Origin of the sequence: Edaphobacter dinghuensis (genome assembly GCF_014640335.1) — a bacterium.
GTDB classification, from domain to species: domain Bacteria; phylum Acidobacteriota; class Terriglobia; order Terriglobales; family Acidobacteriaceae; genus Edaphobacter; species Edaphobacter dinghuensis.
Genome location: NZ_BMGT01000002.1, coordinates 422,279 through 446,727 on the forward strand (window position 1 = coordinate 422,279; position 24,449 = coordinate 446,727).

22 protein-coding genes are annotated in these 24,449 nt (G+C 59.7%); 16 read left to right on the forward strand and 6 right to left on the reverse strand.

Annotated features, from left to right (window positions below; genetic code table 11):
• The first annotated feature begins 93 nt into the window (after positions 1 to 93).
• Positions 94 to 873 (forward strand): glucose 1-dehydrogenase, encoded by a 780-nt coding sequence (locus IEW09_RS07390; protein ID WP_188553549.1) that lies wholly within the window; start codon positions 94 to 96, stop codon positions 871 to 873.
• Between the two features lie 54 nt (positions 874 to 927).
• Positions 928 to 1,134: a hypothetical protein gene (locus IEW09_RS07395; RefSeq protein WP_229739165.1), complete on the forward strand. Its 207-nt coding sequence runs from the start codon at positions 928 to 930 to the stop codon at positions 1,132 to 1,134.
• Between the two features lie 49 nt (positions 1,135 to 1,183).
• Here the strand turns inward: IEW09_RS07395 and IEW09_RS07400 are convergent, their stop codons facing one another.
• Positions 1,184 to 2,269 carry a Gfo/Idh/MocA family protein gene (locus IEW09_RS07400; protein WP_229739166.1) on the reverse strand — a complete coding sequence of 362 codons (1,086 nt, stop codon included), beginning with the start codon at positions 2,267 to 2,269 and terminating at the stop codon, positions 1,184 to 1,186.
• 115 nt (positions 2,270 to 2,384) lie between these two features.
• Here IEW09_RS07400 and IEW09_RS07405 point away from each other — a divergent pair, with 115 nt between their 5' ends.
• From IEW09_RS07405 to IEW09_RS07435, 7 genes are all read left to right on the forward strand, one after another.
• The gene (locus IEW09_RS07405; RefSeq protein ID WP_188553550.1) at positions 2,385 to 3,140 is read left to right on the forward strand and encodes a HoxN/HupN/NixA family nickel/cobalt transporter; all 756 of its coding nucleotides are present in this window, start codon (positions 2,385 to 2,387) and stop codon (positions 3,138 to 3,140) included.
• A gap of 12 nt (positions 3,141 to 3,152) precedes the next feature.
• The gene (locus tag IEW09_RS07410) at positions 3,153 to 3,929 is read left to right on the forward strand and encodes an SDR family NAD(P)-dependent oxidoreductase (protein ID WP_188553551.1); all 777 of its coding nucleotides are present in this window, start codon (positions 3,153 to 3,155) and stop codon (positions 3,927 to 3,929) included.
• A gap of 172 nt (positions 3,930 to 4,101) precedes the next feature.
• Positions 4,102 to 5,109 (forward strand): 3-dehydro-L-gulonate 2-dehydrogenase, encoded by a 1,008-nt coding sequence (gene yiaK, locus IEW09_RS07415; RefSeq protein ID WP_188553552.1) that lies wholly within the window; start codon positions 4,102 to 4,104, stop codon positions 5,107 to 5,109.
• 64 nt (positions 5,110 to 5,173) lie between these two features.
• Positions 5,174 to 5,452 (forward strand): hypothetical protein, encoded by a 279-nt coding sequence (locus IEW09_RS07420; RefSeq protein WP_188553553.1) that lies wholly within the window; start codon positions 5,174 to 5,176, stop codon positions 5,450 to 5,452.
• Positions 5,453 to 5,536: 84 nt separating this feature from the next.
• Positions 5,537 to 6,529 carry a radical SAM protein gene (locus tag IEW09_RS07425; RefSeq protein ID WP_188553554.1) on the forward strand — a complete coding sequence of 331 codons (993 nt, stop codon included), beginning with the start codon at positions 5,537 to 5,539 and terminating at the stop codon, positions 6,527 to 6,529.
• Positions 6,530 to 6,533: 4 nt separating this feature from the next.
• Entirely contained in the window at positions 6,534 to 7,295 is a 762-nt protein-coding gene (locus IEW09_RS07430; protein WP_229739167.1) for a class II aldolase/adducin family protein, read from the forward strand.
• Between the two features lie 566 nt (positions 7,296 to 7,861).
• Positions 7,862 to 10,717, forward strand: coding sequence for a TonB-dependent receptor (locus IEW09_RS07435; RefSeq protein WP_188553555.1), 2,856 nt, complete (start codon positions 7,862 to 7,864; stop codon positions 10,715 to 10,717).
• Between the two features lie 154 nt (positions 10,718 to 10,871).
• Here the strand turns inward: IEW09_RS07435 and IEW09_RS07440 are convergent, their stop codons facing one another.
• Positions 10,872 to 11,279: a Rieske (2Fe-2S) protein gene (locus IEW09_RS07440; RefSeq protein ID WP_229739168.1), complete on the reverse strand. Its 408-nt coding sequence runs from the start codon at positions 11,277 to 11,279 to the stop codon at positions 10,872 to 10,874.
• A 154-nt stretch (positions 11,280 to 11,433) separates the two neighbouring features.
• Between IEW09_RS07440 and IEW09_RS18775 the strand changes: the two genes are divergently transcribed.
• The 3 genes from IEW09_RS18775 to IEW09_RS07455 all read left to right on the forward strand — a co-directional run bounded on the left by IEW09_RS18775 (position 11,434) and on the right by IEW09_RS07455 (position 13,304).
• The gene (locus tag IEW09_RS18775) at positions 11,434 to 12,360 is read left to right on the forward strand and encodes an alpha/beta hydrolase (RefSeq protein WP_188553556.1); all 927 of its coding nucleotides are present in this window, start codon (positions 11,434 to 11,436) and stop codon (positions 12,358 to 12,360) included.
• Positions 12,361 to 12,410: 50 nt separating this feature from the next.
• The gene (locus IEW09_RS07450) at positions 12,411 to 12,809 is read left to right on the forward strand and encodes a DoxX family protein (protein ID WP_188553557.1); all 399 of its coding nucleotides are present in this window, start codon (positions 12,411 to 12,413) and stop codon (positions 12,807 to 12,809) included.
• A gap of 96 nt (positions 12,810 to 12,905) precedes the next feature.
• Positions 12,906 to 13,304 carry a hypothetical protein gene (locus tag IEW09_RS07455; protein ID WP_188553558.1) on the forward strand — a complete coding sequence of 133 codons (399 nt, stop codon included), beginning with the start codon at positions 12,906 to 12,908 and terminating at the stop codon, positions 13,302 to 13,304.
• 239 nt (positions 13,305 to 13,543) lie between these two features.
• Here the strand turns inward: IEW09_RS07455 and IEW09_RS07460 are convergent, their stop codons facing one another.
• The 3 genes from IEW09_RS07460 to IEW09_RS07470 all read right to left on the reverse strand — a co-directional run bounded on the left by IEW09_RS07460 (position 13,544) and on the right by IEW09_RS07470 (position 18,588).
• Positions 13,544 to 14,788: a DUF1501 domain-containing protein gene (locus tag IEW09_RS07460; protein WP_188553559.1), complete on the reverse strand. Its 1,245-nt coding sequence runs from the start codon at positions 14,786 to 14,788 to the stop codon at positions 13,544 to 13,546.
• A 196-nt stretch (positions 14,789 to 14,984) separates the two neighbouring features.
• Positions 14,985 to 17,189, reverse strand: coding sequence for a DUF1800 domain-containing protein (locus IEW09_RS07465; protein WP_229739169.1), 2,205 nt, complete (start codon positions 17,187 to 17,189; stop codon positions 14,985 to 14,987).
• A gap of 322 nt (positions 17,190 to 17,511) precedes the next feature.
• Positions 17,512 to 18,588: an energy transducer TonB gene (locus IEW09_RS07470; protein ID WP_229739170.1), complete on the reverse strand. Its 1,077-nt coding sequence runs from the start codon at positions 18,586 to 18,588 to the stop codon at positions 17,512 to 17,514.
• Between the two features lie 313 nt (positions 18,589 to 18,901).
• Between IEW09_RS07470 and ileS the strand changes: the two genes are divergently transcribed.
• Genes ileS through IEW09_RS07490 form a run of 4 tightly spaced genes read left to right on the forward strand, consistent with a single transcriptional unit; the run spans position 18,902 to position 23,838 of the window.
• Positions 18,902 to 21,811 carry an isoleucine--tRNA ligase gene (gene ileS / locus IEW09_RS07475; protein ID WP_188553560.1) on the forward strand — a complete coding sequence of 970 codons (2,910 nt, stop codon included), beginning with the start codon at positions 18,902 to 18,904 and terminating at the stop codon, positions 21,809 to 21,811.
• Positions 21,812 to 22,315: a signal peptidase II gene (gene lspA, locus IEW09_RS07480; protein WP_188553561.1), complete on the forward strand. Its 504-nt coding sequence runs from the start codon at positions 21,812 to 21,814 to the stop codon at positions 22,313 to 22,315.
• A 6-nt stretch (positions 22,316 to 22,321) separates the two neighbouring features.
• Entirely contained in the window at positions 22,322 to 23,128 is an 807-nt protein-coding gene (locus tag IEW09_RS07485; RefSeq protein WP_188553562.1) for an alpha/beta fold hydrolase, read from the forward strand.
• Positions 23,129 to 23,157: 29 nt separating this feature from the next.
• Positions 23,158 to 23,838, forward strand: coding sequence for a hypothetical protein (locus IEW09_RS07490; RefSeq protein WP_188553563.1), 681 nt, complete (start codon positions 23,158 to 23,160; stop codon positions 23,836 to 23,838).
• Between the two features lie 109 nt (positions 23,839 to 23,947).
• Here the strand turns inward: IEW09_RS07490 and IEW09_RS07495 are convergent, their stop codons facing one another.
• Positions 23,948 to 24,403, reverse strand: coding sequence for a hypothetical protein (locus IEW09_RS07495; RefSeq protein ID WP_188553564.1), 456 nt, complete (start codon positions 24,401 to 24,403; stop codon positions 23,948 to 23,950).
• Between the last annotated feature and the right edge of the window lie 46 nt (positions 24,404 to 24,449).

Genomic DNA, 24,449 nt, shown 5'->3' on the forward strand with positions numbered 1-24,449 from the left:
TTCCCTTCACAACCTAAAGCTGAAAATCAGGGCACCCCAGATCATTCTCACTGGGTTGCCCTGCTCTCGTCAGGGCGGTACATTGGCTTAACGATGTCAAATATCTCAAATGCACTCGACCTCTTCCGCCTCGACAATAAAGTAGCCCTCATCACTGGAGCCGCCAGCGGCCTCGGCGCAGCCATCGCCACCGCTCTCTCGCAGGCCGGAGCCACCGTAGCCGTCCACGGCAACCGTCGCCCCGCCGACGACACCGCCGCCGCCATCAACGCCGCCAGTGGCCGCGCCGAAGCCTTTCAGGCCGATCTCTCCAGCACCGCCGGGGCCGAGACCCTCTTCCACCAGGTCAAGCAGAAACTGGGTCGCGTCGACATCCTTGTCAACAACGCCGGAACCATCCACCGCAACGCCGCTGAAGACACCCTTCTCGAAGACTGGCAGCAGGTCCTTCAGGTCAACCTCACCAGCGTCTTCCAGCTCTCGCAGCTCGCCGCTCGCGATATGATCTCGCGCAATGCACCAGGAAAAATCGTCAACATCGCCTCTCTGCTCAGCTTCCAGGGCGGCATCCGCGTCCCTGCCTACGCAGCCAGCAAAGGCGGCGTAGCCCAGCTCACCAAGGCCCTTGCCAACGAGTGGGCACCCAAAGGCATTCAGGTCAACGCCATCGCGCCCGGCTACTTCGCCACCACCAACACCGAAGCCCTGCAAGCCGACGAGACTCGCAACCGCCAGATCCTTGAACGCATCCCCGCAGCCCGCTGGGGACAGCCCCAGGACCTCGCCGGTGCCGCTCTCTTCCTCAGCTCCAACGCCAGCAACTACGTCACCGGCACCGTCATCACGGTCGACGGTGGCTGGATGGGCCGCTAACACCGGAAAACTCTACCTCGTCCATGGCATCCAACCTCACAGGAGATTCCTGCCATGGGCGAGACGAATACCTACCAGATGCATCAGCGAGCCGCAGAGTTCCATCTTCAGGCAGCACACGCCCACAACGCGGCAGCGATGTCCCACAACAAAGAAGACCATCTCAGCGCCCACGAACTCTCGCGCCAGGCACACGAGCACTCCGCTAAAGCCTTCGAGGCTTCGCAAAAACTCTTAGCTGAGTTCAAAACCGAAAAATAATAACGCACACTCTGACCCAACTCGTCGCGTCAGAGTGCGCGTTTCATTCCTACTCCAGTTCAAGTCCCGGTAGCTCCACTCCACCGCGCCTGTTCGAAATATAAGCCGCTTCCACCGTGCGCATCGTGTCGATCGCGTCCTCCACGCTCGTAGGCAGCGTCGACGCTTCGCCCTGCACATAAGCCTGCAACGATCCCATCGACCCCATAAACGCATCCGGAAACCAGTTCCCGCTCACCGGCCCTTCGCTCCATCCGGCATCGCCGCGAACAATGTATTCGAGATTATCCGGCAGCCCCACCGGATAGTTCAGATTCACGCCCATCCGCGCCCGCATCGCGCCCTCCATTCCCTCCCACTGCACAAAGCTGCGCTGCATCTTCGGATCAAAGTCGTGGCTATGGTTCGCCGCGATGAACACGCGCTTATCATCCCCATAGTCGAACGTAATCACGCTCTTCGTCGCCGCAAGCTCGGCCGTCCGCGGACTCTTCACCGTCTTCGCATACACACCCAGCGGATTCCCAAACCAGCTCCGCACCAGATCAACATAGTGAATCGAGTGGTAAAGAATCTCCAGTCGCGGAGCCGTCTTCAAAAAACTCCAAAGCTCCCACGGCATATGGCAGCTCACAGAAACTTCCATGTCGTGCACCGCACTCAACGCACCAGCATCGTACAGCGCACGTGCCGCCAGCATATTCGGAGCCCACCGCAACTGAAAGTTCACCGCCGCCGTCAGTCCCTTGCTCCGGCAGAGCTTCAAAATTTCGGTAGCCTCACCCAGCGTCTCTCCCATCGGCTTCTGCAGCAGTACCGCCGCTCCATCTGGCAACTGCGGCAGCACCACCCTCTGCGCCGGAGCCGGAACTGTGCAATCGAACACCGCATCCTTCGGCGCATAGGCCACAGCCTCGGCAATCGTCCCGGCGACAAAAGGAATCGCAAACTTCTTCGCCAGCGTCTCCGCCTTTTCGCGGTCCCTATCAACCACCGCAACTACAGAAAACCCAGCCTTCTTATAAGCCGGAAGATGAGCGTCGTGCGCAATTCCACCCGCACCCACCAGCACAATCGGCCGCGCCACCTTTGGCCTTGGAGCAACTGCCTCCCGCATCACCTTCTCGAAATCCATTCGTTCTCCATTCACTAATGCAATAGCCATTCTATTGTTAACGAGCAGGACGCGCTCAACGCTACCCTCACATCCGCTTGCAACCCGCCGCTCCTCACCGTACCTTGGAACAAGCATGTCGTCCACGCTCGAGCTCGCACTCTTCTCCTGTCTTCTACTCGGCCTTCGTCACGGCTTCGACTACGACCACCTCGCCGCCATCTCCGACATCACCAGCGTCCAGCGCAACTGGCGCGAAGGCATGAAGCTCGGCCTGCTCTACGCCCTCGGCCACGCACTTACCGTCGCCCTCCTCGGCTCCGCCGTCATCTTCCTGCATCTCTCCCTCCCCGCGCATCTCGACACCGTCAGCGAGCGCCTCGTCGGTGCCACCCTCATCATCCTCGCCATCTATGTGCTCGTCACCTTCCTCCGCCGCAAGCCCGGCCACGAGCACCACCACATCCCTCGCAGCCGCATCGCCCTTCTCATCTCCGGAGCCCGCTACACCGGCTGGCAGATCCGTCGCCGCTTCAACCCCGCCACGCCGCAGCCCGAGCCCTTCGCCTTCCAGTACAACCAGAGCTCCGTCTTCGTCGTCGGCATCATCCACGGCCTCGGCGCCGAAACCCCATCGCAGCTCCTGCTCTTTCTCCTCGCAGCAAATCTCGGCGGCACCAGCCGCGGCTTCATCGGCCTGCTCTCCTTCATCGTTGGTCTGCTCATGATGAATACCCTGATGACCGCATCTGCCTCAGGCATCTTCGCCGGTGCAACCAACCGCCCGCGTGTCCAGACCGTCGTAACCTCGCTCACCGCGGCCTATAGCTTTATCATCGGAGCCATCTTTCTCTTCGGCATCTCCGACAAGCTTCCCCCACTCCTCCACTAGCGAGAAAATCCAATGAGCACAGCGCCGACCTACGCCACCTACCCCAGTCTTGTCGATCAGGTCGTCCTCATCACCGGCGGAGCCTCAGGCATCGGTGCCGCCACCGTCGAGCAGTTCGCCCTGCAAGGCGCTCGCGTAGCCTTTCTCGACGTAGCCGACAAACCAGCGCTCGCATTGATCGAAGACCTCACTCCACGCAGCAAGCACGCACCCCTCTACCACCACTGCGACCTCACCAACATCGAAAATCTGCAAGCCGCCATCGCCGCCGTCACCGAACAACTAGGCACACCGCGCGTCCTCATCAACAACGCCGCCAACGACGAGCGTCACCGCTTCGAAGACGTCACGCCCAACTCCTGGCACGCAGGCCTGGCCGCAAATCTTCACCACCAGTTCTTTGCCGCGCAGGCCGTCGCTCCCGGCATGAAGGCCGCAGGCGGCGGCTCCATCATTAACATGAGCTCCATCTCGTGGCGCATCCCCACCGCGCACCTCTCCGTCTACGTCACCGCCAAGGCAGCCATCACCGGTATGAGCCGCTCCATGGCCAAAGACCTCGGCCCATCCAACATCCGCGTCAACGCCGTCCTTCCCGGGGCCGTCCTCACCGAAAAGCAGCAGCGCCTCTACATGTCCCCCGACTACGAGCAAGAGCTCTTCAAGGTGCAGTTCCTGAAGCGTCACGTCATGCCCGACGAAATCTCCCGTCTTCTGCTCTTCCTCGCCGCCGACGACAGCTCCGCCATCACCGGCCAGGACTACATCATCGACGCCGGCTGGATTTAGTCACAATCCAACACAACCATCACCGCACGTCATCTCGATCGAAGCTGGCGGGTCCCCGACGAGCTTGCTCGTTGGGGTGCAAGCGCAGTGGAGAGACCCCTGTATTTGCCGTTGCCTGTTTTAAATAACCTCATTGCCACGTCTCAAGCCAGCACGCGGATAAACTATCCCCATGCTCCGAGTCCCCTACGCCGATCTCTACGCTGCCCTCCTCAAAGCCATGCAGCAGCTAGGCCTTCAAAGCGACCGCGCTGCCCTCTGCGCGCGCCTCTTCGCCGAAACCACACGCGACGGCGTCTACACTCACGGCCTCAACCGCTTCCCACGCTTCGAAGCAATGGTCCGCAACGGCAGCATCGACGTGAACGCCGAACCCGAGCGCACCGCCGCCTTCGGCAGTATCGAGCGCTGGGACGGCCACCGCGGCCCCGGCAACCTCAACGCCTACGCCGCCATGCAACGCACCATCGCTCTCGCCAAACAAAACGGCATCGGAGCCGTCGCACTCGGCAACACCAACCACTGGATGCGTGGCGGAAGCTACGGCTGGCTCGCCGCCGAACACGGCCTCTTCGCCCTCTGCTGGAGCAACACCCTCGCCAATCTTCCCGCCTGGGGCACCGCCATCCCCACCGTCGGCAACAACCCGCTCGTCATTGCCGTTCCGCGCCCGCAGGGACACGTCGTTCTCGACATGGCCATGTCACAGTTCTCCTACGGAAGCCTCGCCGCCTACAGCAAGCGCAACGCGCCGCTCCCCGTCCCCGGTGGCTACGACACTACTGGCAATCTCACCACCGACGCCGCAGCCATCGAGGAATCACAGCGCGCCCTCCCCATCGGCTACTGGAAAGGCTCCAGCCTTTCGCTTGTCCTCGACATGATGGCAGCCATGCTCTCCGGCGGACTCGCCACCCATCAGTTCCCTCTCGACCCCATGCACGAAGCCGGTCAATCGCAGATCTTTCTCGCCATCGATCCCTCTCACTTAAGCGCCGCCGAAGAGTTAAATCAGATTGCCGAAGGCATCATCGCAAATCTCCACGGCATCACACCCCTCGATGCTGCTCGCCCCTTGCGCTATCCCGGTGAACAAACACTGCATCTCCGCGAAGAGAATCTCCGTCTCGGGATCCCCGTAGACCCAGAGCTATGGCAGCAGATCAGCGCCGTGCCATAGCGCCATCGAATCGGTTAGCATGCCACCAGACAACGAGTCCGCTCGTTTTCGTGTCTAACCCAGAATGGCGAAAGTAATTAAATTCGCGGTTGTCGCGGTTTGCCTGCTTTGCATCCTCGCCGTGTGCATTGCGCCTCTTGTCGATCTCCCCGCTACCAGTCTTCGTGCGTATCAGGCAGCGGCGATATTGCTCTGGGGATTGATCGCAACTGCCTTCGCCCTGGCCGCTTCGGCCTCAAAGTTTCTCACCAGCCTTCGCATTACATCGCCAGTCCGCATCCGTCGAAAGACAGAGGAGTGGATAGGCTCTCCCGTAAGGCCCTCGTCTATCCTGCGATGCTAGAAAAGTTCTGCCCTCTTTCCAATCACTCCATAACCACGTCGGCGGGTCTCTCCATTCATTCCGCGCTGACCCCAGGGAGAAAAGGTGAAGACTTCAGAAGTGCTACACGCGTGGGCGGGAATCCTCGAAGGTCGAAGGCCGTCTCTATCCATTGAAATCACAAGAGAGTGCCCATTGCGCTGTCCCGGTTGCTATGCCTTCGACGACGCTCATCTCGGCGCCAGCGGCACCACGCTTCGCCAGTTGTCCGACTTCAAAGGAGACGCTCTTGTAAACGGCGTCCTCGAAGTCGTCGACAGATATCGCCCTCTCCATCTCTCGCTCGTCGGCGGAGACCCACTCGTTCGCTACCGCGAGTTAGAGATTCTTCTGCCTGAACTCGACCAGCGCGGCATCTACGTTCAGATCGTCACCAGCGCCTTCCGCGCCATCCCAAAACATTGGGCCGAACTTCCCCACCTCAATCTCGTCGTCTCCATCGACGGCCTGCAACCCGAGCACGACGCCCGTCGCAAACCCGCAACCTACGAGCGCATCCTCAAAAACCTCGAAGGCACGCAAGCTACCATCCACTGCACCATCACCGGCCAGATCGCCGGCAAACCTCACTACCTTGAAGACTTTCTCCGCTTCTGGTCCTCCCGGCCCGAGGCAAAAAAAGTCTGGATGAGCATCTTCACCCCGCAGATCGGGGCAGAAGGCCCCGAGATCCTCACCCCAGAAGTCCGCGCCGCCGTCATCAACGAGCTTCTGCGTCTGCGTCCTCTCTATCCCATCCTCGACATGCACCCCTCTTGCATCGAGGAGTTTCGCAACCCTCCCCAATCACCCGAAGAATGCATCTTTGCCCGCACCACTCACACCATCTCCGCCGATCTCAAAACCGCAATTACGCCATGCCAGTTCGGCGGCAACCCCAATTGCTCACAGTGCGGCTGCATGGCCTCTATGGGGCTCGCCGCCGTCGGCCATCATAAAGTTGCCGGAAACCTTACCGCTGGTCGTATATTTATGATCTCGGACCGTATTGGCACGGGCGTGAGGAAACTTTTACAACAGCCAAGGAGAGCCTCATAGCGCGATGACCCAATCCCTTGTCGAAGAGCCTATCCAAGTACACGTCACCAGCACAGGCCACGCAGTTGTACCGGGTCCTGCGATGAACTCTGTGGCAAGCCCGCTCGAAGCCGATCTCCGCAAGCAGCTCGCACGCATCGGCAAAGCCATGCATCGCGTCGGCTACACTCCCGCGACCGCAGGCAATCTCTCCGTGCGTCTCGACAGCGAGCGCATCCTCGCGACCCCAACCGGCTGCAGCAAATCCCTCCTGCAACCATCCGACATGGTCATCGTCGATCTCGACGGCCACAAGCTCTCCGGCCACCGCAAGGTCACCAGCGAGATCGGCATGCACCTCGCCGTCTATCGTGCGCGTCCCGACGTGCAGGCCATCGTCCACGCGCATCCTCCCATCGCAACTGCATTCGCCGCCTGTCGCAAGCCGCTCGATCAACCCATCTGTTCCGAGATCATGATGACCACCGGCCTCGTCCCGTTGGCAGAGTACGCAACCACCGGCACCGAAGAGGTCAGCGAAAGCCTCCAGCCCTTTCTTCTCACGCACGACGCCATCCTGCTCGCCAACCACGGCCTGCTCACCTACGGCGAAACTTTGATGGACGCCTTCATGAAGACCGAGACCGTCGAACACTTCGCCCAGGTCTGCCTCGCCGCGCATCAACTCGGCGGTGCGGTCCCGCTCGAAGACGCCGATCTCGAAAAACTTCGCCGGGCAAAGATGCGCTACAAACGAAACGCCTCCGACGAGCCCTGCAACGCCTGAGAACGAACTCAAGGCACCAACAGCTATCTCATCTTTAAAAACCAACCTCCCAATGCACGCTTCTCGATTGGGGCCGCACAGCCAACTATCTCGAAGCCCCAATGCACGTCATCTCGACCGAAGGCGGCGCTTTGCCGCCGCAGTGGAGAGATCCCTGTATTTCGTTTTGCCCCCGCCATCGTTCTAGCTTGTCGTTGCCGTTGCCCTTGCCGCTAGGTACAGCGAGGCTTTAGCCTCGCGTCTAAAAAAACCGCCGCAAAGCGGCCTCCGCTCTGCCGAAGGCCGGAGTGAAGGCGAAGCCGCAACGACTTTATATTGCCGTTGCCTGTTCCTCACCCCACTTAACGAAAACGCACGGCTTACCTTTAGCCACAGAACTCGTCTCAAAAATGAACAAATCCAAAATTCATTCGTACAGTCTTCTGAAGGGCAAATTGAAGCGCAAATCGTTTCCTAACAGACTCCTCCGAGCCTTGGCTGAAAGTTTATTCAGGAAGCGCTGCAACTTGACGCTCACTTGACGATCTAAACAGTAGTTTGCTACATAGGTACGGAGGAAATCTCTGATGCTTGAGTTGCAGAAACTGACGAAGCCGTACCTACTGGCCAAAATCTTCCTTCTCTTTGCTCTCTTCCTCTCCCTTCCTTGTCTTGCCGCCGCTCAATCCACCGGCGGACTCCGAGGCCAGGTGCTCGACCCCAGCGGTGCTCTAGTCCCCGGAGCCACCGTCACCCTCACCCAAGGCACCACTGTCCTCACCGCTCCCTCAGGCAACGACGGCAACTACGCCTTCCGCGACGTCCCCACAGGCACATACTCCCTCACCATCGACGCACAAGGATTCACCTTTCCCAAAACAGACGTAACCATCTCCTCCAGCCGCGTCCGTCAGATGAACCTCACCCTCGCCATCGCCGTCGAGCAGCAGAACATTCAGGTCACATCCCATAACACCGGCGTCAGCGTCGACCCCAGCGAAAACGCAGGCGCCATGGTCCTCAGCGGACACGACCTCGACGCTCTCTCGGACGATCCCGACCAGCTCCAAAGCGAGTTGCAAGCGCTCGCCGGACCCGCAGCCGGACCCAACGGCGGCCAGATCTACATCGACGGATTCGCCGGTGGCCAACTCCCGCCCAAATCCTCCATCCGCGAGATTCGCATCAATCAAAATCCTTTCTCCGCAGAGTTCGACCGCCTCGGCTACGGCCGCATCGAAATCCTCACCAAGCCCGGCACCGATAAATTCTCCGGCTACGTCATGACCTTCATCACCTCTTCTGCCCTGAACACAGCCAACCCGCTCGTGCAGGAGCAGCCCAGCTACCACGGCTACTCTCTCCCTGCTTACATCGCTGGCCCTCTCACCAAGCATTCGTCCTACTTCGCAAACTTCTTCCACAATCAGCTTCAGAATCAGGAGTTCGTCGTCGCCGTCAATCCAGCCGACACCACGGCCACCATCACGCAAACCGTTCAACGCCCCTCATCCTTCTGGCAGTTCAATCCCCGCTTCGACTTTCAGCTAGGCAAGAGCAACACCCTCTCTATCCGCGACTCCTTCTCCCGCTATCAACAGACCAACGCCGGTGTCGGCACTCTTGTCCTTGCCGATAACTCCTACAACCAGACCCAACTCGAAAACGCCATTCAGGTCAGCGACACCGTCGTCATCAACTCAAAGCTCATCAACGAGACGCACTTCCAATGGCGAAAGGTCCGCAACAGTCAGACCGCCAACACTTTTACTCCAACCGTCACCGTTCAGGGAGCTTTCACGACCGGCGGCAACAGCTCCGGCGTCGTTCGCGATCATCAGGACATCTTCGAGCTGCAGAACTACTCCACCGCAACCGCAGGTCTGCACACCATTCGCTTCGGCGCCCGCCTGCAGGCGTACCGTGATGCCAACTACTCCACCTCCGGCGTCAACGGAACCTACATCTTTCAATCCCTCGACCACTACCTCGCAGGCAAGCCCGATCAATATCAGGCCACAGTCATCAAGAATCCCCTGGCGCGCGTACTCCTCTTCGACGCCGCTCTCTTCTATCAGGACGACTGGCGCTGGAAGCCAAACTTCACCCTCAGCTACGGTCTCCGCTACGAAGGCCAGAACCGCATTCGCGACCACGCCGACTTCGCGCCGCGCGTTGCCCTCGCCTGGGCTCCCGGACACATGGGCAGCAAACCGCCCAAGACCGTCTTCCGCGCTGGCTACGGCTGGTTCTACAACCGCTTCACCGTGCCCAACTCCTTCAACTCGGCCACCGGAACGCCGTACATCATTCAAGCCCTTCACCAGAACGGCATCAACCAGCAGAGCTACGTCGTCAACAACCCCGGCTTCTACGATCCCACCACCCCAGCCTCACCCACCACCCTCAGCAGTGACAGCACCTCGCTACCCACCGTCTACAGCATTGATCCTCACTTTCGCGCCGCGCTCGACATGCAGGGCGGCATCGGCGTAGACCGCGCTGTCGGCAAGCTGGGCACTGTCAACGTAACCTATCTCTTCACCCGCGGCATTCATCAATACCTGACCAACAACATCTCCGCGCCCAGCTTCGATCCCACCACTTACACCATCACCGGCCCCACACCGTCCGAGTTCAACTACCAGTTCCAGTCCGGCGGCATCTACAAGCAGAACCAGATCATCGTCACCGGCAACACCAAGTACAAGAGCATCTCAGTCCACACCTCTTACACCTTCAACGATGCCCAAAGCGATACCCAGGGCGTCACCTACACGCCATCGGTCGCCGCAAAACCCAGCCTCGACTACGGCCGCGCCAGCTTCGGCATCCATCATCGCCTCGTCATCCTCGGCACCTACGCCGCTCCGCATGGCATCATCGTCGCGCCACTGCTCTTCGCGCAATCAGGAACACCCTACAACCTCACCATCGGCAACGACCTCACCGGCAACAACCAGTTCAACGCCCGTCCCACCTACGGCACCTGCGGAGCAACCGACGTCGTCTCCACTCCCTACGGCTGCCTCGACACCGACCCCATCGGCAAAGGCGAGCCGATCGTTCCCTACGGCATCGGAACCGGCCCCGCTAACTTTGTGCTGCATATGCGCATCAGCAAAGCCTTCGGAGTCGGCCCCAAGATCAAAGGCACCACGGCCAGTGGGTTCAAAGGTGGGGGCGGCGGAGGAAGCGTCGCCGGTCGCGGCCTCGGCGGCGCACAAGCTGGCCCCAAACTCGATGCCAGCGTCACCCGCAAATACAGCCTCACCATCGTAGCCACCTCGTTCAATGTCCTCAACATCGTCAACCGAGGCACACCAAACGGCGTCCTGAACTCCACACTCTTCGGCAAAACCCAATCACTCGCCGGAGACGGCTTCGGCTCCAACACCGCAGGCAACCGCAGCGTCTTCCTCCAAGCCATGTTCAACTTCTAGCCCATTCTTCCTGCTACGAAGCAGCAAAAAAGCACGTCATCTCGACCGAAGCGAAGCGGAGTGGAGAGACCCCTGTATTGGTCTTTGTATTTGCTTCTAGGTACGCCAAGGCTTCAGCCTTGGTCCTCTAATTCAGTCATGAGAACAAGGGGCTTTAGCCCCTTGTTCCATCCCCGCCGGATAGATTCAACCCCGCCCCACGCGGCTCAGGCTCAAGATTCACCATCACATCCTCGCCCTCCACCCGCACCGCAAACACATCCACACGCTCGTGCACCGGATACTCCGACAGCCCCGTCTTCAAGCTGAACGTCCAGGAGTGCCACGGACAAACCACAGCCTCTCCCTCCAGCCATCCCTGCCCCATCGGCCCCTGCCGATGCGGACAGACATTATCAATCGCCGACAACTCCCCATTCACATTCGCCAGACAAATCTCAACCCCACCCGCCTCAGACTCCATCACCTTCCCCACCGCCGGAGCCTCACCCACCCCACACAACCTCACCCACTGCGCCACGTCCAAAACCCTCCAACTTCCATCGTAGAGCAAAGTAAGCACGTCATCTCGACCGAAGTGGAAGCACCCCAAACTCACGTCATCTCGACCGGAGCGCAGCGGAGTGGAGAGACCCCTGTATTTGCCTTTCGCTTGCCAGACATCAACCGCAGAAGATCTAACGCCTCCAAATGCTAAAGTTCATACAGACCCCTTCATGCCTCGTCCCGCTGCAAAAACGCCCAAGCGCCGCCCACAGCCAACCCCTCAGCCTGAAACAGTCGACCCTCGCTGGCTCGTCAAAGCCATCGCCGCCACCATCGGCGTAGCGATCCTCTGCGGCTACCTCGCCCTCTGTCTGCTCTTCTACCAAGGCCAATGGCAGCTCGTCCTTCATCCCACCCGAACCACCAGCGTTCCCGCCTCCATCAACGGCGCACCCTACGAACTCCTCCACTTCGGCCCCGACGACTCTGCCATCCCGCAACTCACCGGCTGGTGGATTCCCGCCGCACCCCAAGCCCCCTACGCAAACCTCACCCTCCTCTTCCTTCCCCCCGGCGACGGCTCCCTCGCCGACTCCATCCCCACCCTCGCCACCCTCCACAACCTCGGCATCAACATCTTCGCCTTCGACTACCGCGGCTACGGCCAAAGCGCCAACACCCATCCCACCCAGCAAAGAATGGCCCACGACGCCGACTCCGCCTGGACCTACCTCACCACCTCAAGAGATGTCCCTACAAACCGCATCATCCCTTACGGCACCGGAGCCGGAGCATCCCTCGCAGCCTCGCTCGCAACAACGCACTCCACCATCCCAGCCCTCATCCTCGACTCGCCCCACACCGACCTGCTCGATACCGCTCGCCGCGATCCCCGCTCCAGCCTCTTGCCCGTGGCTCTGCTCTTCCACGAAACCTTCCCGCTGACCGCCCCACTCCAAATCCTGCACACCCCCAAACTTCTCCTCAGCAAATCCAGTCAGTCCCCCGCAGCCTACCGCACCGCCGCTGACCCCAAAATCACCGTCGAATTCACCACCCCCACCGAAGCTGTCTACACACAAGCACTCACTCGCTTCCTTGACAAATACGCTCCCAACTCGCAGCAGCTCGTACCTACCCCGGCACCCGCGCATTAAATAACCCGCAACCTCTCACTCCGCCAAGCTACCTTAAAAGAAGAACCCTTATGATCCGATTCCTGAACAACCTTCAGCCCTGGGGAGCCCTGCTGCTGCGCCTCGTCCTCGCTCTCTCCATGATCGTCCACGGCTACCAGAAGGTCTCGACCCACGCCGCGCTGCATCACTTCGTCCACTACGTCGTCACCCTCGGACTTCCCTATTGGCTCGGCTACATCTCGGCCTTCACCGAGTTCGTCGGCGGCATCCTCGTCCTCCTCGGCCTCTTCACCCGGCTGGCCTCGGGACTCATCGCCATCAACATGCTGGTCGCGCTCTTCACCGTAGGAATCCACCAGGGCTTCGGCATCTACAACTACATCGCCGAGCTTGCCGCCATCGCCATCATGCTCTGCGTCTACGGCGCAGGAGCCCTCTCCCTAGACCGCAGACTAGGCCTCTCATAGAAATTCCCACCAAACCAAACACACGTCATCTCTCAAGCGCAGCATTCCACGACACGTCATCTCGACCGAAGCCGCGCAGCATCATCGCGCGGCGTAGTGGAGAGATCCCTGTATTTCGTCTTCGTCTTTGCTTTTGCAATTGTCGTTGCCTTTGCACTTGCCTTTGCAGTTGCACTTGCCGTTGCCTTTGCAGTTGCACTTGCCGTTGCCTTTGCACTTGCCTTTGCACTTGCACTTGCCGTTGCCTTTGCAGTTGCACTTGCCGTTGCCTTTGCACTTGCCTTTGCACTTGCACTTGCCGTTGCCTTTGCAGTTGTCGTTGCCCTTGCCGCTAGGTACAGCGAGGCTTCAGCCTCGCGTCTAAAAAACCGCCGCGAAGCGGCCTCCGCTCTGCCGAAGGCCGGAGTGAAGGCGAAGCCGCAACGACAGATTCATTACCGAGCCCCAAAAGGAGTGAAGGCCCCCGATACTGTGGGGGCCTTACGTTTACGGTAGGTATTTGCCTTGCGGATAAGGGAAGCCGGGACCGAGGGAACTGAAAGTCCGGCGACTGCTAACTACAATCAATAAGACGCCCCTTCAGCAAAAAAGTTGTCCTCATTTTCCACCATTTCGTAGGTTCATTTTTTTGATATCCCGAAAACAGAATAGCTATCCAAACAAACCCACGTCATACCGACCGAAGCCGAAGGGCGTAGCGGAAAGACCCCTGTATTTGCCTTTGCTTCATCCGCCTAAATAAAATTCAAAAACTCTCGCGGCGCCACCTGCGACCCCGGAAACACCAGCTCCAGATTTTTTGCACCAAGCGTCTTATAAGCCGCCTCGCCCAGCACCCGGCGAAAGTCCGTCGTCACCGTCAAATCCCGTCCTTCATTCAACAGATCGTTATCCAGCCCCGGCCACTTCCCGTAGATCTTGCCACCCTTAACCTGTCCACCCAGCACGAACATTACATTTGCGTGACCATGATCGGTCCCGCCCGTCCCATTCTGCCTCGCCGTCCGGCCAAACTCCGACATCGTCACCAGCGTCACATTCTCCGCCTCATCTCCCATGTCCTTCCAGAACGCCGCAATCCCCTCCGAAAAATCCGTCAACCGGTTCGCCAACTGCCCATTCGCATCTCCCTGGTTCTGGTGCGTGTCCCATCCGCCAATGTCCGAAAACGCCGCCTCCACCCCAAGGTTCGCTTTCATCAACTGCGCCACCTGCTTCAAACTGTTGCCAAACTGCGTCTTCGGATACACCACTCCCGCCGCCGGCTGATAATGCGCCGGATCGGTCGCCTTCAGCATCTTCACCGCCTCGAACGTCTCCTGCCCCGTGCCATGCAACACAGCATCCGAACTCTGGTCATACATCGACTGAAACGCATTGCTCATCGGCGAAGTCTGCAGCCCGCGTCCGCCCACAGAGAAGTCCAGCACATTATCCAGTGCAATCGCCGGAACCTTGCCCTCCAGCGTCCGCGGAATCTCCGCACCCAGCGCCACCGCGCGAAACGCCGAAGGCTTCCCTCGCAGCAGCTCCGCCTGCAAAGCCCTATTCAGCCACCCATCAGGAGTAGACTTCACCCCCGGCGTCCCGCTCTCCATATAGTCCTGCGCATCGAAGTGCGACCGCGTGGTATCCGGCGAACCCGCCGCCGGAATAATCGCCAGATGCCCCTGGTCATACAGCGGCTTGAACGCCGCCATCGCCGGATGCAGCCCAAAGAACCCATCCAGATCGATCACCTCATTCGGCTTGATCGCAATCGTAGGCCGCATCGCATAGTAGTTCTGCTCGCGATACGGCACCACGATATTCAAACCATCTGCCGCACCACGCTGAAACAGCACCACCAGCTTCTTCTTATTCGCAGCGGCAGTCGTCATCTCCGCCATCACGCTGCGCGTCAAAAAACCAGGAATCGCCGAAGTCCCCACCAGCGCCAACGCGCCACCCTTCATAAAACCACGTCTGGTAATCTCCATCTCGCGACTCCTTCCAACTCAAACCAACGCCGCACCGATCAGCAGCCTACTATACCTAACTCCATCCCCGGCACGAAGTTTCGCAACTTCTGCCATGCCGCTCCATAAATGTGCACGTCATCTCGACCGAAGGCGGCGCTTTTGCCGCCGCAGTGGAGAGACCCCTGTATTTCACACCGCATTGGAGCGGCATCACTTATCTCCGCTGAAAATCCGGCGACCCCAACAACAACCCCGCCATCCCCTCAGCCTCCCTGTCCTCCTGCTGCACCGAAGCCTTCACAACCCTCCCCGCCGGAAAAGCCGGAAAACTCTGCGCCGCAAACTGCTGCAAAACCGTATCCCGCGTATGCTCGCTCGCAGGCTGCTCCAGCAATATCGACTCCAGCCGCTGCTCTTTCGCCGCCACACTCTCCTCCGGCAACTGCGACTCACCCAGCAACCCCCGCCAATCCGTCTGGACACCGCGCACATGATCGCCGCTCAAAGCCAGCGCGAAGTTCATCCGATCAACAAGGTCGCCCGTATTCACCCAGCCATCCGCCTTCCAGCTATATCCATTCGGAGTCTGCATCCCATACAGCGGCATCCCCAGCCGATTCAGCGCCGCCACCAGCGGCTGAGCATCCGTCACCTCCGCCCCACTCGCCCGCACCGCCGACACCACAAACTCCACCGGCGTCTTCACCTTCGCCCTGTACACCTCAGGCGACCAGAACTCCGGCGAGTCGAACATCGTCCGCAGCACCACCTTGATATCGCCATGACTCTTCACAAACGCCTTCGCCATCCGGTCCACCAGCGCCGGAGGCGGCGTATCGCTCACAAACCGCACCGCCAGTTGCGTCGAGATCAACCGCGCCGTCGCCGGACTCGTCGCCAGCATATGCAGCACCTCAAGCCCCTCAACCTCGCCATTTTCCCTGACCTTCTTCCCCAGCACCATCTTCGTGCCCGGCTCGTGCCGCCGCTCGTCGAACTTGTACACCGACCCCTCATCCGGTTTATCCACCGTCCATCCCGTCAGCGCCTTCGCCACCTCAATCACGTCCTGCTGCGTATACCCCTTGCCGCAAGCCTTATCCAGCCTCTTCGCCGAGCGGTCCGCGCTCACCTCGCACTGCACCCCAATCGTATGCAGCTCCATCAGCTCGCGCCCATAGTTCTCGTTCAGACCACGGTCCTTCAACGCCTGCTTTACCTGCGGATTCTTCGCCCGTTGCGCCGCCCGCGCCGCATTCTGGGCCGCCTGCGAATCCGGCCCAATGCTCAACCAGTTGTCCAGATACACCAGCATCGCCGGACTCTTCGCCGTCGCCACCAGCAGGTCTTCAAACTTCCCCAGCGCATGCGGTCGAATCACATCCCGCTCAAACGCAGGCAGCAGATAAGGCTCATTCTGGTTCTTCCGCAGATACACATTGAAGTGGTTCAGCCAGAAGTCCGTCATCACCGCCTGCAACTGCCGCTCGCTATAGATGTCCCGAATCATTCGCGACTGCAACAACTCCGCATCCACCATCTGCGGCCCACCCTGCAACGCCTCAAAGGTCTCCTTCTGCTCCGGACTCAACCCCTGCCGCGCCACCACAAGGTCTCCCGGCTTCAAGCTTTGGCGAAACGCCAGAAACTCCTCCGGCGATATCCCCACCATCCGCCGCATCCGCGCATCCGGCGGCAGATTCACCACCTTCAACGCATCGAGGTCCGCATACAGCTTCTCCTCCCGCGCCGCCGCCGCAGCCGCATCCATGTCCCCCGCCGACATTCCTCCAACACCCGTCTCGGAAGAAGACATCTTTGCCGCAGCCGAAGCCCCCTGCCCCAAACGCACGTCATCTCGACCGGAGCGAAGCGCAGTGGAGAGACCCCTGTATTTCGCACTTCCCTCAGCCGCACCACCCCCACCCGCCTGCATCGCATTCCCCCCCGCAGCCGCAGCCTCCTGCTTCGCCTTTTGCGCCTCGATCCGCGCCATCTCATCTCCATAGATCGCGCGTTCCACCGGATCACCGGGCAATGGCGCTCCCGTCCGCATCATCTGCCGCAGCCGCTGCGGCGTCGGATACCGCTCCATCAGCTCCGTCTGCGAGATCCGCATCGCCGGAAACATCGCCAGCCGCGCATCGAGCGCCGAGTCGTCAATGCTCGAAGGATTCAACTGCTGCTCAAACCACCTCTTCAACCCCATCGCCTCAACCTGGGCCACCTCACCCGGCCTCGGCCCAAACGTAAATCGGTTCAAGGCATGAAGCACCTTCTCCTGCCCGTCGCTCTGCTTCTTCTCCGTCCGCACCCCCGCCGCCATCGGCTGACACGACACCAAACCCGCCAGCGCAAAAGCAGCAACACGGACCACCCCGCCCACAATGCCGTCAGCAGAGACTCGCACAGCCCTCATATAACCTCCACATAGCTCTCTACAAACTCAGACCCCCATCCTCCTCTTCCAGTTGCGCTTTGTCGCGAGTTAAATTCTGTCAAGCTACCACCCCTAATCAAACACATTAGGAAATACACGCAATCAGCACATATAAAACAATTTGCAATCACACCGAAGATCTGCAAAACAGTTCCACCCAAATCACTACAATCAAACCAGCGACAGAAAAAACTTATGCCCAGCGCAGGTCGCTGGGCATAAGTCCTTTACAAAGAAGACTTTAGAAAATAAGTCCTTTAGATGCAAGACTTTGGACTAGAAGTACCCCAGGGGGGTACCCCTAGAAGATCTGGAAGTTGACCTCGACGTTCAGCTCCACAAGCACAGGCTTCCCGTTCTCCATCGCCGGTTTGAACTTGTACTGCTTCACCGCTTCAACCGCCTTCTCGTCCAGTCCCATGCCTACACCGCGAATCACATGCACATGGCTGGGAAGTCCGTTGGTATCGACCCAGAGATTCACCAGAACATTTCCGGCGACCTTCGCCTTGCGGGCCTCTTCTGAGAACTCCGGCTCAACCGAATAGATCAGCACCGGAGCCGAGACGCCACCGCCGATCCGTCGCGGGCCGCCGCCGGTATTGCCGCCCGAACCCGGCCCAAGTCCTGAGCCGTCGCCCGAACCCAGTCCGGTTCCGTGGCCGTTGCCCATCGACATGCCCACCAGCGGCGAGTTGGCAACGCCGATCTGCGGAATGCTGCTGGCCATGTGCACGTCCTTCTGCACCTCGATGGTCGGCGGAATGTTGATCTTCGGCTGCTCCAGCGGAGGAGCCTTCGGCGGAACAATCTGGGTCTCCGCAAATTTAGGCGGCGTTCCCTTCGTCACCGGAGTCGTGTCATGCTGGCCGCCGCCGCCGCCCATCGACTTAGCCTGGATCGGGGCCATGGGAGGAACATTAACCTCAGTCAACACTTGCTGCTTCACCGGAGCCGCAAACTTGATCTTCTTCGCCAGCAGAAAGGCGATCAGTAGAATCACCAGGCCGTGCAGCACCACCGCAATCGCCGTCGAGGTCGGGTCGCGCTTCACCTTCATGCGGTCGACCACGGCAATCGGCTTCGACTCAAGCTGCAACGGCGGCAGCTTCACCGGGAAGAACACGTCGCGAATGCTGCTCCACAAAGAAGCGAAGGTGCCCTCTTCTTTAATAAGGAGGTCGCTCTCGACCGGCTTCGACTCAAGCTGCAGCGGCGCTTCCTTCTTCGTGCTGAAGGTATCGCGAAGATTTTCGAACAGCGAAGTCCACATCGACCCTTCGGTCTCCTCATTCAAATGAGGGGCCTCTGCAGGGCGTAGTTCCGGGGCCTCGTGCTCTGGTTCGTTTTCGTGCGGAATCATAGGTATATCAGCCAAATTGTCTCGCCTCAGCCTGCAGGATCGTATGAGAACCGTTCCACCGGCTTTTTTCGGAATTAGCGCGCATCATTCTCTTTATCTACGTTCCCGGTCTTCCGCCGGTTTTTTCTCCGCTACAACAGCAAGGCACTTGGCTTCACAAGCATTCTACAAACATTAATCCAATTTCGCTCGTTCCATTGGACGCACTTCCTGTGCGGAATGTCTCGCCCGCACCTCATCTGTAACCCCACATCTCCGATTGCAGGCCGGATACAATAAGAGTTTGGCGCAAACCGAACATCTGTCTAACCGCGATCAAGAGGAACGAATGCCGGAAGTATCTGATTCAAAGCCCAAACTCGACCCATCCGTGAAGCCGCTCAAGTCTACCCTGAACCTTCCCGAGACCAGCTTCGCCATGAAGGCCAACCTGCCCGTCAACGAGCCCATCCGCCTCGCCGAGTGGCAGAAACAGGACCTCTACGCCCAGATTCGCGCCGCCCGCGCCGGTTCGCCCAAATACATCCTCCACGACGGTCCGCCCTACGCCAACGGAGCCATTCACCTCGGCCACGCCCTCAACAAGTGCATCAAGGACTTCGTCGTCAAAACCAAGACGATGGCGGGCTTCGACTCCCCCTACGTTCCCGGTTGGGACTGCCACGGCCTCCCCATCGAAATCAAGGTAGATGAGCAGCTTGGCCGCAAAAAGCTGGAGATGGATCCTATCGCGGTCCGTAAAGCCTGCCGCGACTACGCGCAGAAATACGTCGATCTCCAGCGCAGCCAGTTCGAGCGCATCGGCGTCTTCGGCCGCTGGAACGATCCTTACCTCACGATGTCGTTTCCCTACGAAGCCAGCATCGCCGAGACCTTCTACGACTTCTTCGAGGCAGGCTTCGTCTACAAGGGCCTCAAGCCCGTCTACTGGTGCATCCACGACCGCACCGCGCTCGCCGAAGCCGAGGTCGAGTACGAGCAGCACAACTCGCCCAGCGTCTACGTCCGCTATCAACTCACCAGCGATCCAGCGGCCATCGACGCCAAACTGGCAGGCAAAAAAGTCGCCACCATCATCTGGACAACGACTCCGTGGACGCTTCCTGCATCGCAAGCCGTCGCCTTCAACCCCGAGCTGGAATACGTCGCCCTCGAAAACTCCGACGGCAACGTATATGTAGTCCTCGAAGCTCTCGCAGCCGCAGTCAAAGCCGCCTGCAACCTCACCGAAGCCGTCGAGATCGCCCGATTCAAGGGAGCGAAGCTCGACCGCGTCACCTTCCAGCACCCCTTTCTCGATCGCCAGATCCTCGGCGTCACCGCCGACTACGTCACCGCCGAACAAGGCACCGGAGCCGTCCACACCGCGCCAGCCCACGGCGTCGACGACTTCTACACCGGCAAGCGCTACGACCTGCCCGAAGTGCAATATGTAGACAACGCAGGCAAGCAGCGCCACACCGAGCTGCACGGCGGTCATCCCGGCGAACCTTACGACGGCCTCACCGTCTTCAAGTCCAACCCGGTCATCATCGAGCTGCTGCGCGAAAAAGGGGCGCTCCTCAGCGCCACCAGCTTCGAGCACTCTTACCCGCACTGCTGGCGCTGCCACAATCCCGTCATTGTGCGCGCCACCGAGCAGTGGTTCATCGGCATGGAGACGCCGATGTTCACACCCGAAGGCAACGAGACCACCTTCCGCCAGCGTGCCCTCGACGAGATCAAAAAAGTCGTCTGGGATCCATCATGGGGCGAAGACCGCATCTCCAACATGATCGCCACCCGGCCCGACTGGTGCATCTCGCGCCAGCGTATCTGGGGCGTGCCCATCGCTGTCTTCCTCTGCGAAAAGTGCCACACGCCGCTGAACGACAAGGCCATCAACAAGAGCATCGTTCAGCTCTTCCATAAAGAAGGCGCCGATGCCTGGTACACGCACGACGTCGCCGCGCTGCTTCCCAAAGGAACGAAGTGCGCCTGCGGCAACGAAGAGTTTCGCAAGGAGATGGACATCCTCGACGTATGGTTCGAGTCCGGCGCAAGCTGGCACGCCGTCCTCGACATCGAGCCCGAGCTGCACTGGCCCGCCGACCTCTACACCGAAGGCGGCGACCAACACCGCGGCTGGTTCCACTCGTCCTTACTTACGTCCGTCGCTGTGCGCGGCAAAGCGCCGTACAAGATGGTCGCAACCTCCGGCTGGACGCTCGACGAACAAGGCCGTGCCTTTTCAAAGAGCCTCGGCAATGGCGTCGATCCCGTCGATATCGCCAAGCGCCTCGGCGGCGAGATCATCCGCCTCTGGGTCGCCTCCGTCGACTTCCGCGAAGACGTCGCCGCCAGCGAAAACCTGATGCAGCGCGTCAGCGACAACTACCGCAAGCTACGCAACACGCTGCGCTTCCTGCTCGGCAACCTGCATGACTTCGACCCAGCAACAAACACCATCGCGTTTTCTGCGATGGAGCCTTTAGATCAGTACATCCTCGCCCGCACCGCGGAACTCGACACCAAGATCCGCGCCGCCTATGACGACTTCGAGTTCCACCGCGCCTACCACGCGCTCAACGAGTACGTGAACACCGACCTCAGCGCGCTCTACCTCGACGTACTGAAAGACCGCCTCTACACCTTCGCACCCAACCATCCCGCTCGCCGCAGCGCACAGACCGCACTGTGGCGCATCGCCGAAGCCCTCACCCGCCTCATCGCACCGATCCTCAGCTTCACCGCCGACGAGGTCTGGCAGCTTCTACCCAAAGTCGAAGGCCGCGAGACCAGCGTCCACGTCGCGCTCTTCCCCAACATCGCCGACATCGTTCCCGGCAACGTCAAACTCCTTGAAGAGGACTGGGAAAAGCTGCTTGCAGTCCGCGACACCGTGCTCATCTCGCTCGAAGCCGCCCGCCGCGACAAACTCGTCGGCAAAGGACTCGATGCCAAGGTACAGATCGAGGCCAGCGAACCTCTACTCACACTTCTGAAGAAGTACGAGCCCAGCCTCAAGGAACTCTTCAACACCTCGCAGGTAGAACTCGCTCACATCGAGCACGCCGATCTGCAGCCGCGCGTCACCACTGTTGCAGCCGACGGCATTAAGTGCGAGCGCTGCTGGAACTACACCACCGACGTAGGCAACGATGCTCGCTACCCCACCGTCTGCCTCCGTTGTGCCGAGGCCCTCGAAGCCATCCACTACGCCCCCTACACAGTTCAAAAAACGGAGCAGCAAGCCTAAATGTCCCTCACCATACACAGCAAACGGGACAGCCGTATCCCTCTTCTCCTGCTCGCCGCGCTCGTCGTCGTCGCCGACCGCTGCAGCAAGCTTTGGATCGTCCACCACATCAATCCCGGTTACGCCATCCCGGTGATCCCCGGAGTCTTTCGCCTTACGCACGTGCTCAATACCGGCGCGGCGTTTTCGCTCTTCGACTCGGCCTCACCCGTCGTCGTCCGCGACAGTCTCATCGCCTTCTCCGTCCTCGCCGTCATCATCGTGCTAGGAATGCTGTGGCGCGTGGGCCGCGATCTGTCGCTGACCGGCATTGCGCTCGCTCTCATCCTCGGCGGAGCCGTCGGCAATCTCTACGACCGCGTTCGCTTCTCCCACGTCGTCGACTTCCTCGAAGTCCACATCGTCCACTACCACTGGCCCGACTTCAACGTCGCCGATAGCTGCATCGTCATCGGAGCCTGCCTGCTGCTCATCGAAATCTTCCGCCCGCAGTCTGAGCGCTGACGCATCATGGAAGTGAACGACGATGACCTCAGCCAATTCGAAGCGAATGGCGCTGCACCGTTGCCAGCAACAGGCCAGCAAAGCTACATCGAGCACAACGGTATTCGGCTCTGGTATGCCGCTTATGGCTCCGGACCATCCGTAATCCTGCTCCACGGCGGCCTTGGCCATAGCGGCAACTGGGGTTATCAGGTTCCTGCGCTGATCAACAGCGGCTATCGCGCCGTGCTGATAGATACTCGTGGCCATGGTCGCAGCACACGCGACGCGCGGCCATTCTCCTATGAACTGATGGCCTCCGATGTTCTCGCAGTGATGGATGCATTGCATCTTCAAAAAGCCGCGCTCGTCGGCTGGAGTGACGGCGCATGTACCGCTCTCATCCTCGCCGCGAAGGCTCCCGCGCGCGTTGCCGGAGTCTTCTTCTTTGCCTGCAACATGGACCCAAGCGGCGTAAAACCATTCGAGACCACTCCCACCCTCGATCGATGTTTCGCTCGGCACACACATGACTACGCCGAACTATCCGCAACGCCAGAACAGTTCAAAGAGTTCGTCGAAGATGTCTCATTGATGCAGCGCACACAGCCCAATTACACACTGGACGATCTGGCGAAGATCAGCATGCCTGTCACAATCGTACAAAGTGAACACGACGAATTTATCAAGCGCGAACATGCACTCTATCTATCCAGTTCCATCCCTAATGCCGAATTGATCGAGCTTGCCGCGGTAAGTCACTTTGCCCCTCTGCAAAGACCGGAGAAGTTTAATGCGGCGATACTCACGTTCCTTGGCAAGCTATGGAGCTAAGTAAAACCGGTGCTCTATAATTCGCTGCAATGCGCAACCCAGAAGAAGATGAATCCTCTACGCCGACGGAAGAAGTGCTTGGTTCAGCACCACTCAATGCCCTCGGGCTTTTGATCTCGCTGCTGGCCGTGCTTGTGGTGTTTCTTCCATTTGCGGTCAACACGTCGCCACTCGATGCCGTCACGTTCAGAGTTCCCGGCAATCAGGGAAACTGGTGGCATGCGCTTGTGGGCGCGCCGTTCTTTCTGGCATTCCCGCTGATCTGGCTTCGCCTGCGTGCGCTGTTTTCCAATCGCCTCTCCACCCCTACGGGACGGCGCATCCTTTGGATCGCCATCGGCCTTTCGGTCTTCGGAACGATCCTGGTCGAGCTGCCCTTCCTTCTGCATCTCGCCGGAACGAGCGCATGGCAGCGCCTCTCGGTGCTTAGCCTGGGCCTTGGCATCGTCATCGCCAGCGCGGCGGTTCTATACCTGCGCAGGCGGCATATCTTTCGGGCTCCTACTCGAGCCTGCCTCATTGGCTTAAACACCGCTTATCTCGCCAACGCAGTGCTCTGCCTCATCGTCTACAGCGATGCCAAAGGCCCGATCAGTTCAAGATCGGGATGGCTGGTAACAATGGGGATCGTCTGGCCTATGCTGCTGGAGATTCTCTGGGGCTTCGCCCAGACTTCAACCCCGCAGCCACCGCGAACGGAAGCAGTCTGATGCAGCCTATTCCGGAATCAGACTTTCGGCGCCGCACGACAAGGCAAGCTTAGACTGCCTAATGTGTATTTCCATTCCGCAGCGCGGCGAAGGAATCTGTTTTCCCTGCTTACCGCGTATAAGAGAACGTCCCGCACAAATCCGTCGAATTCGACAGCGCCTCCAGCTTCAGCACAGGCACCGTTTGTCCGGAAAAGAACGCAAGCTGCAGCGACCGTCCAACCACATAAGTAGCCATCCACTGGGTATCGTCAGAGCCACACAGGGTGTTCTTGTGCAAAAGCCGCTTCGTAGCCGGAATATTGAGCCTGTAGAGATTGCCGCTTCCGCCGGCGTTGCTGTCAGCGTCAAAGGCCGCGCTCAACTCATTCGGCTGCAATGCTCGAATCTTTGCGATCGTATAGCTTGAAAAATCGACCACCAGCTTTGCGTCTGACAACGACACGTCCCCGGTAATTGTCCGCGCCGAGTTGCCCGTCGCACGCCAGGTCCCTCTCTCCTGCGCCGCCGCGCACGCGACCAGCACCACCCCGACAAAGACACCCCATAACATCGTCTGCTTCATCCTTCGAGCATGACATCTGCCCTTCTTTTCATCAACCCGCGGGCCG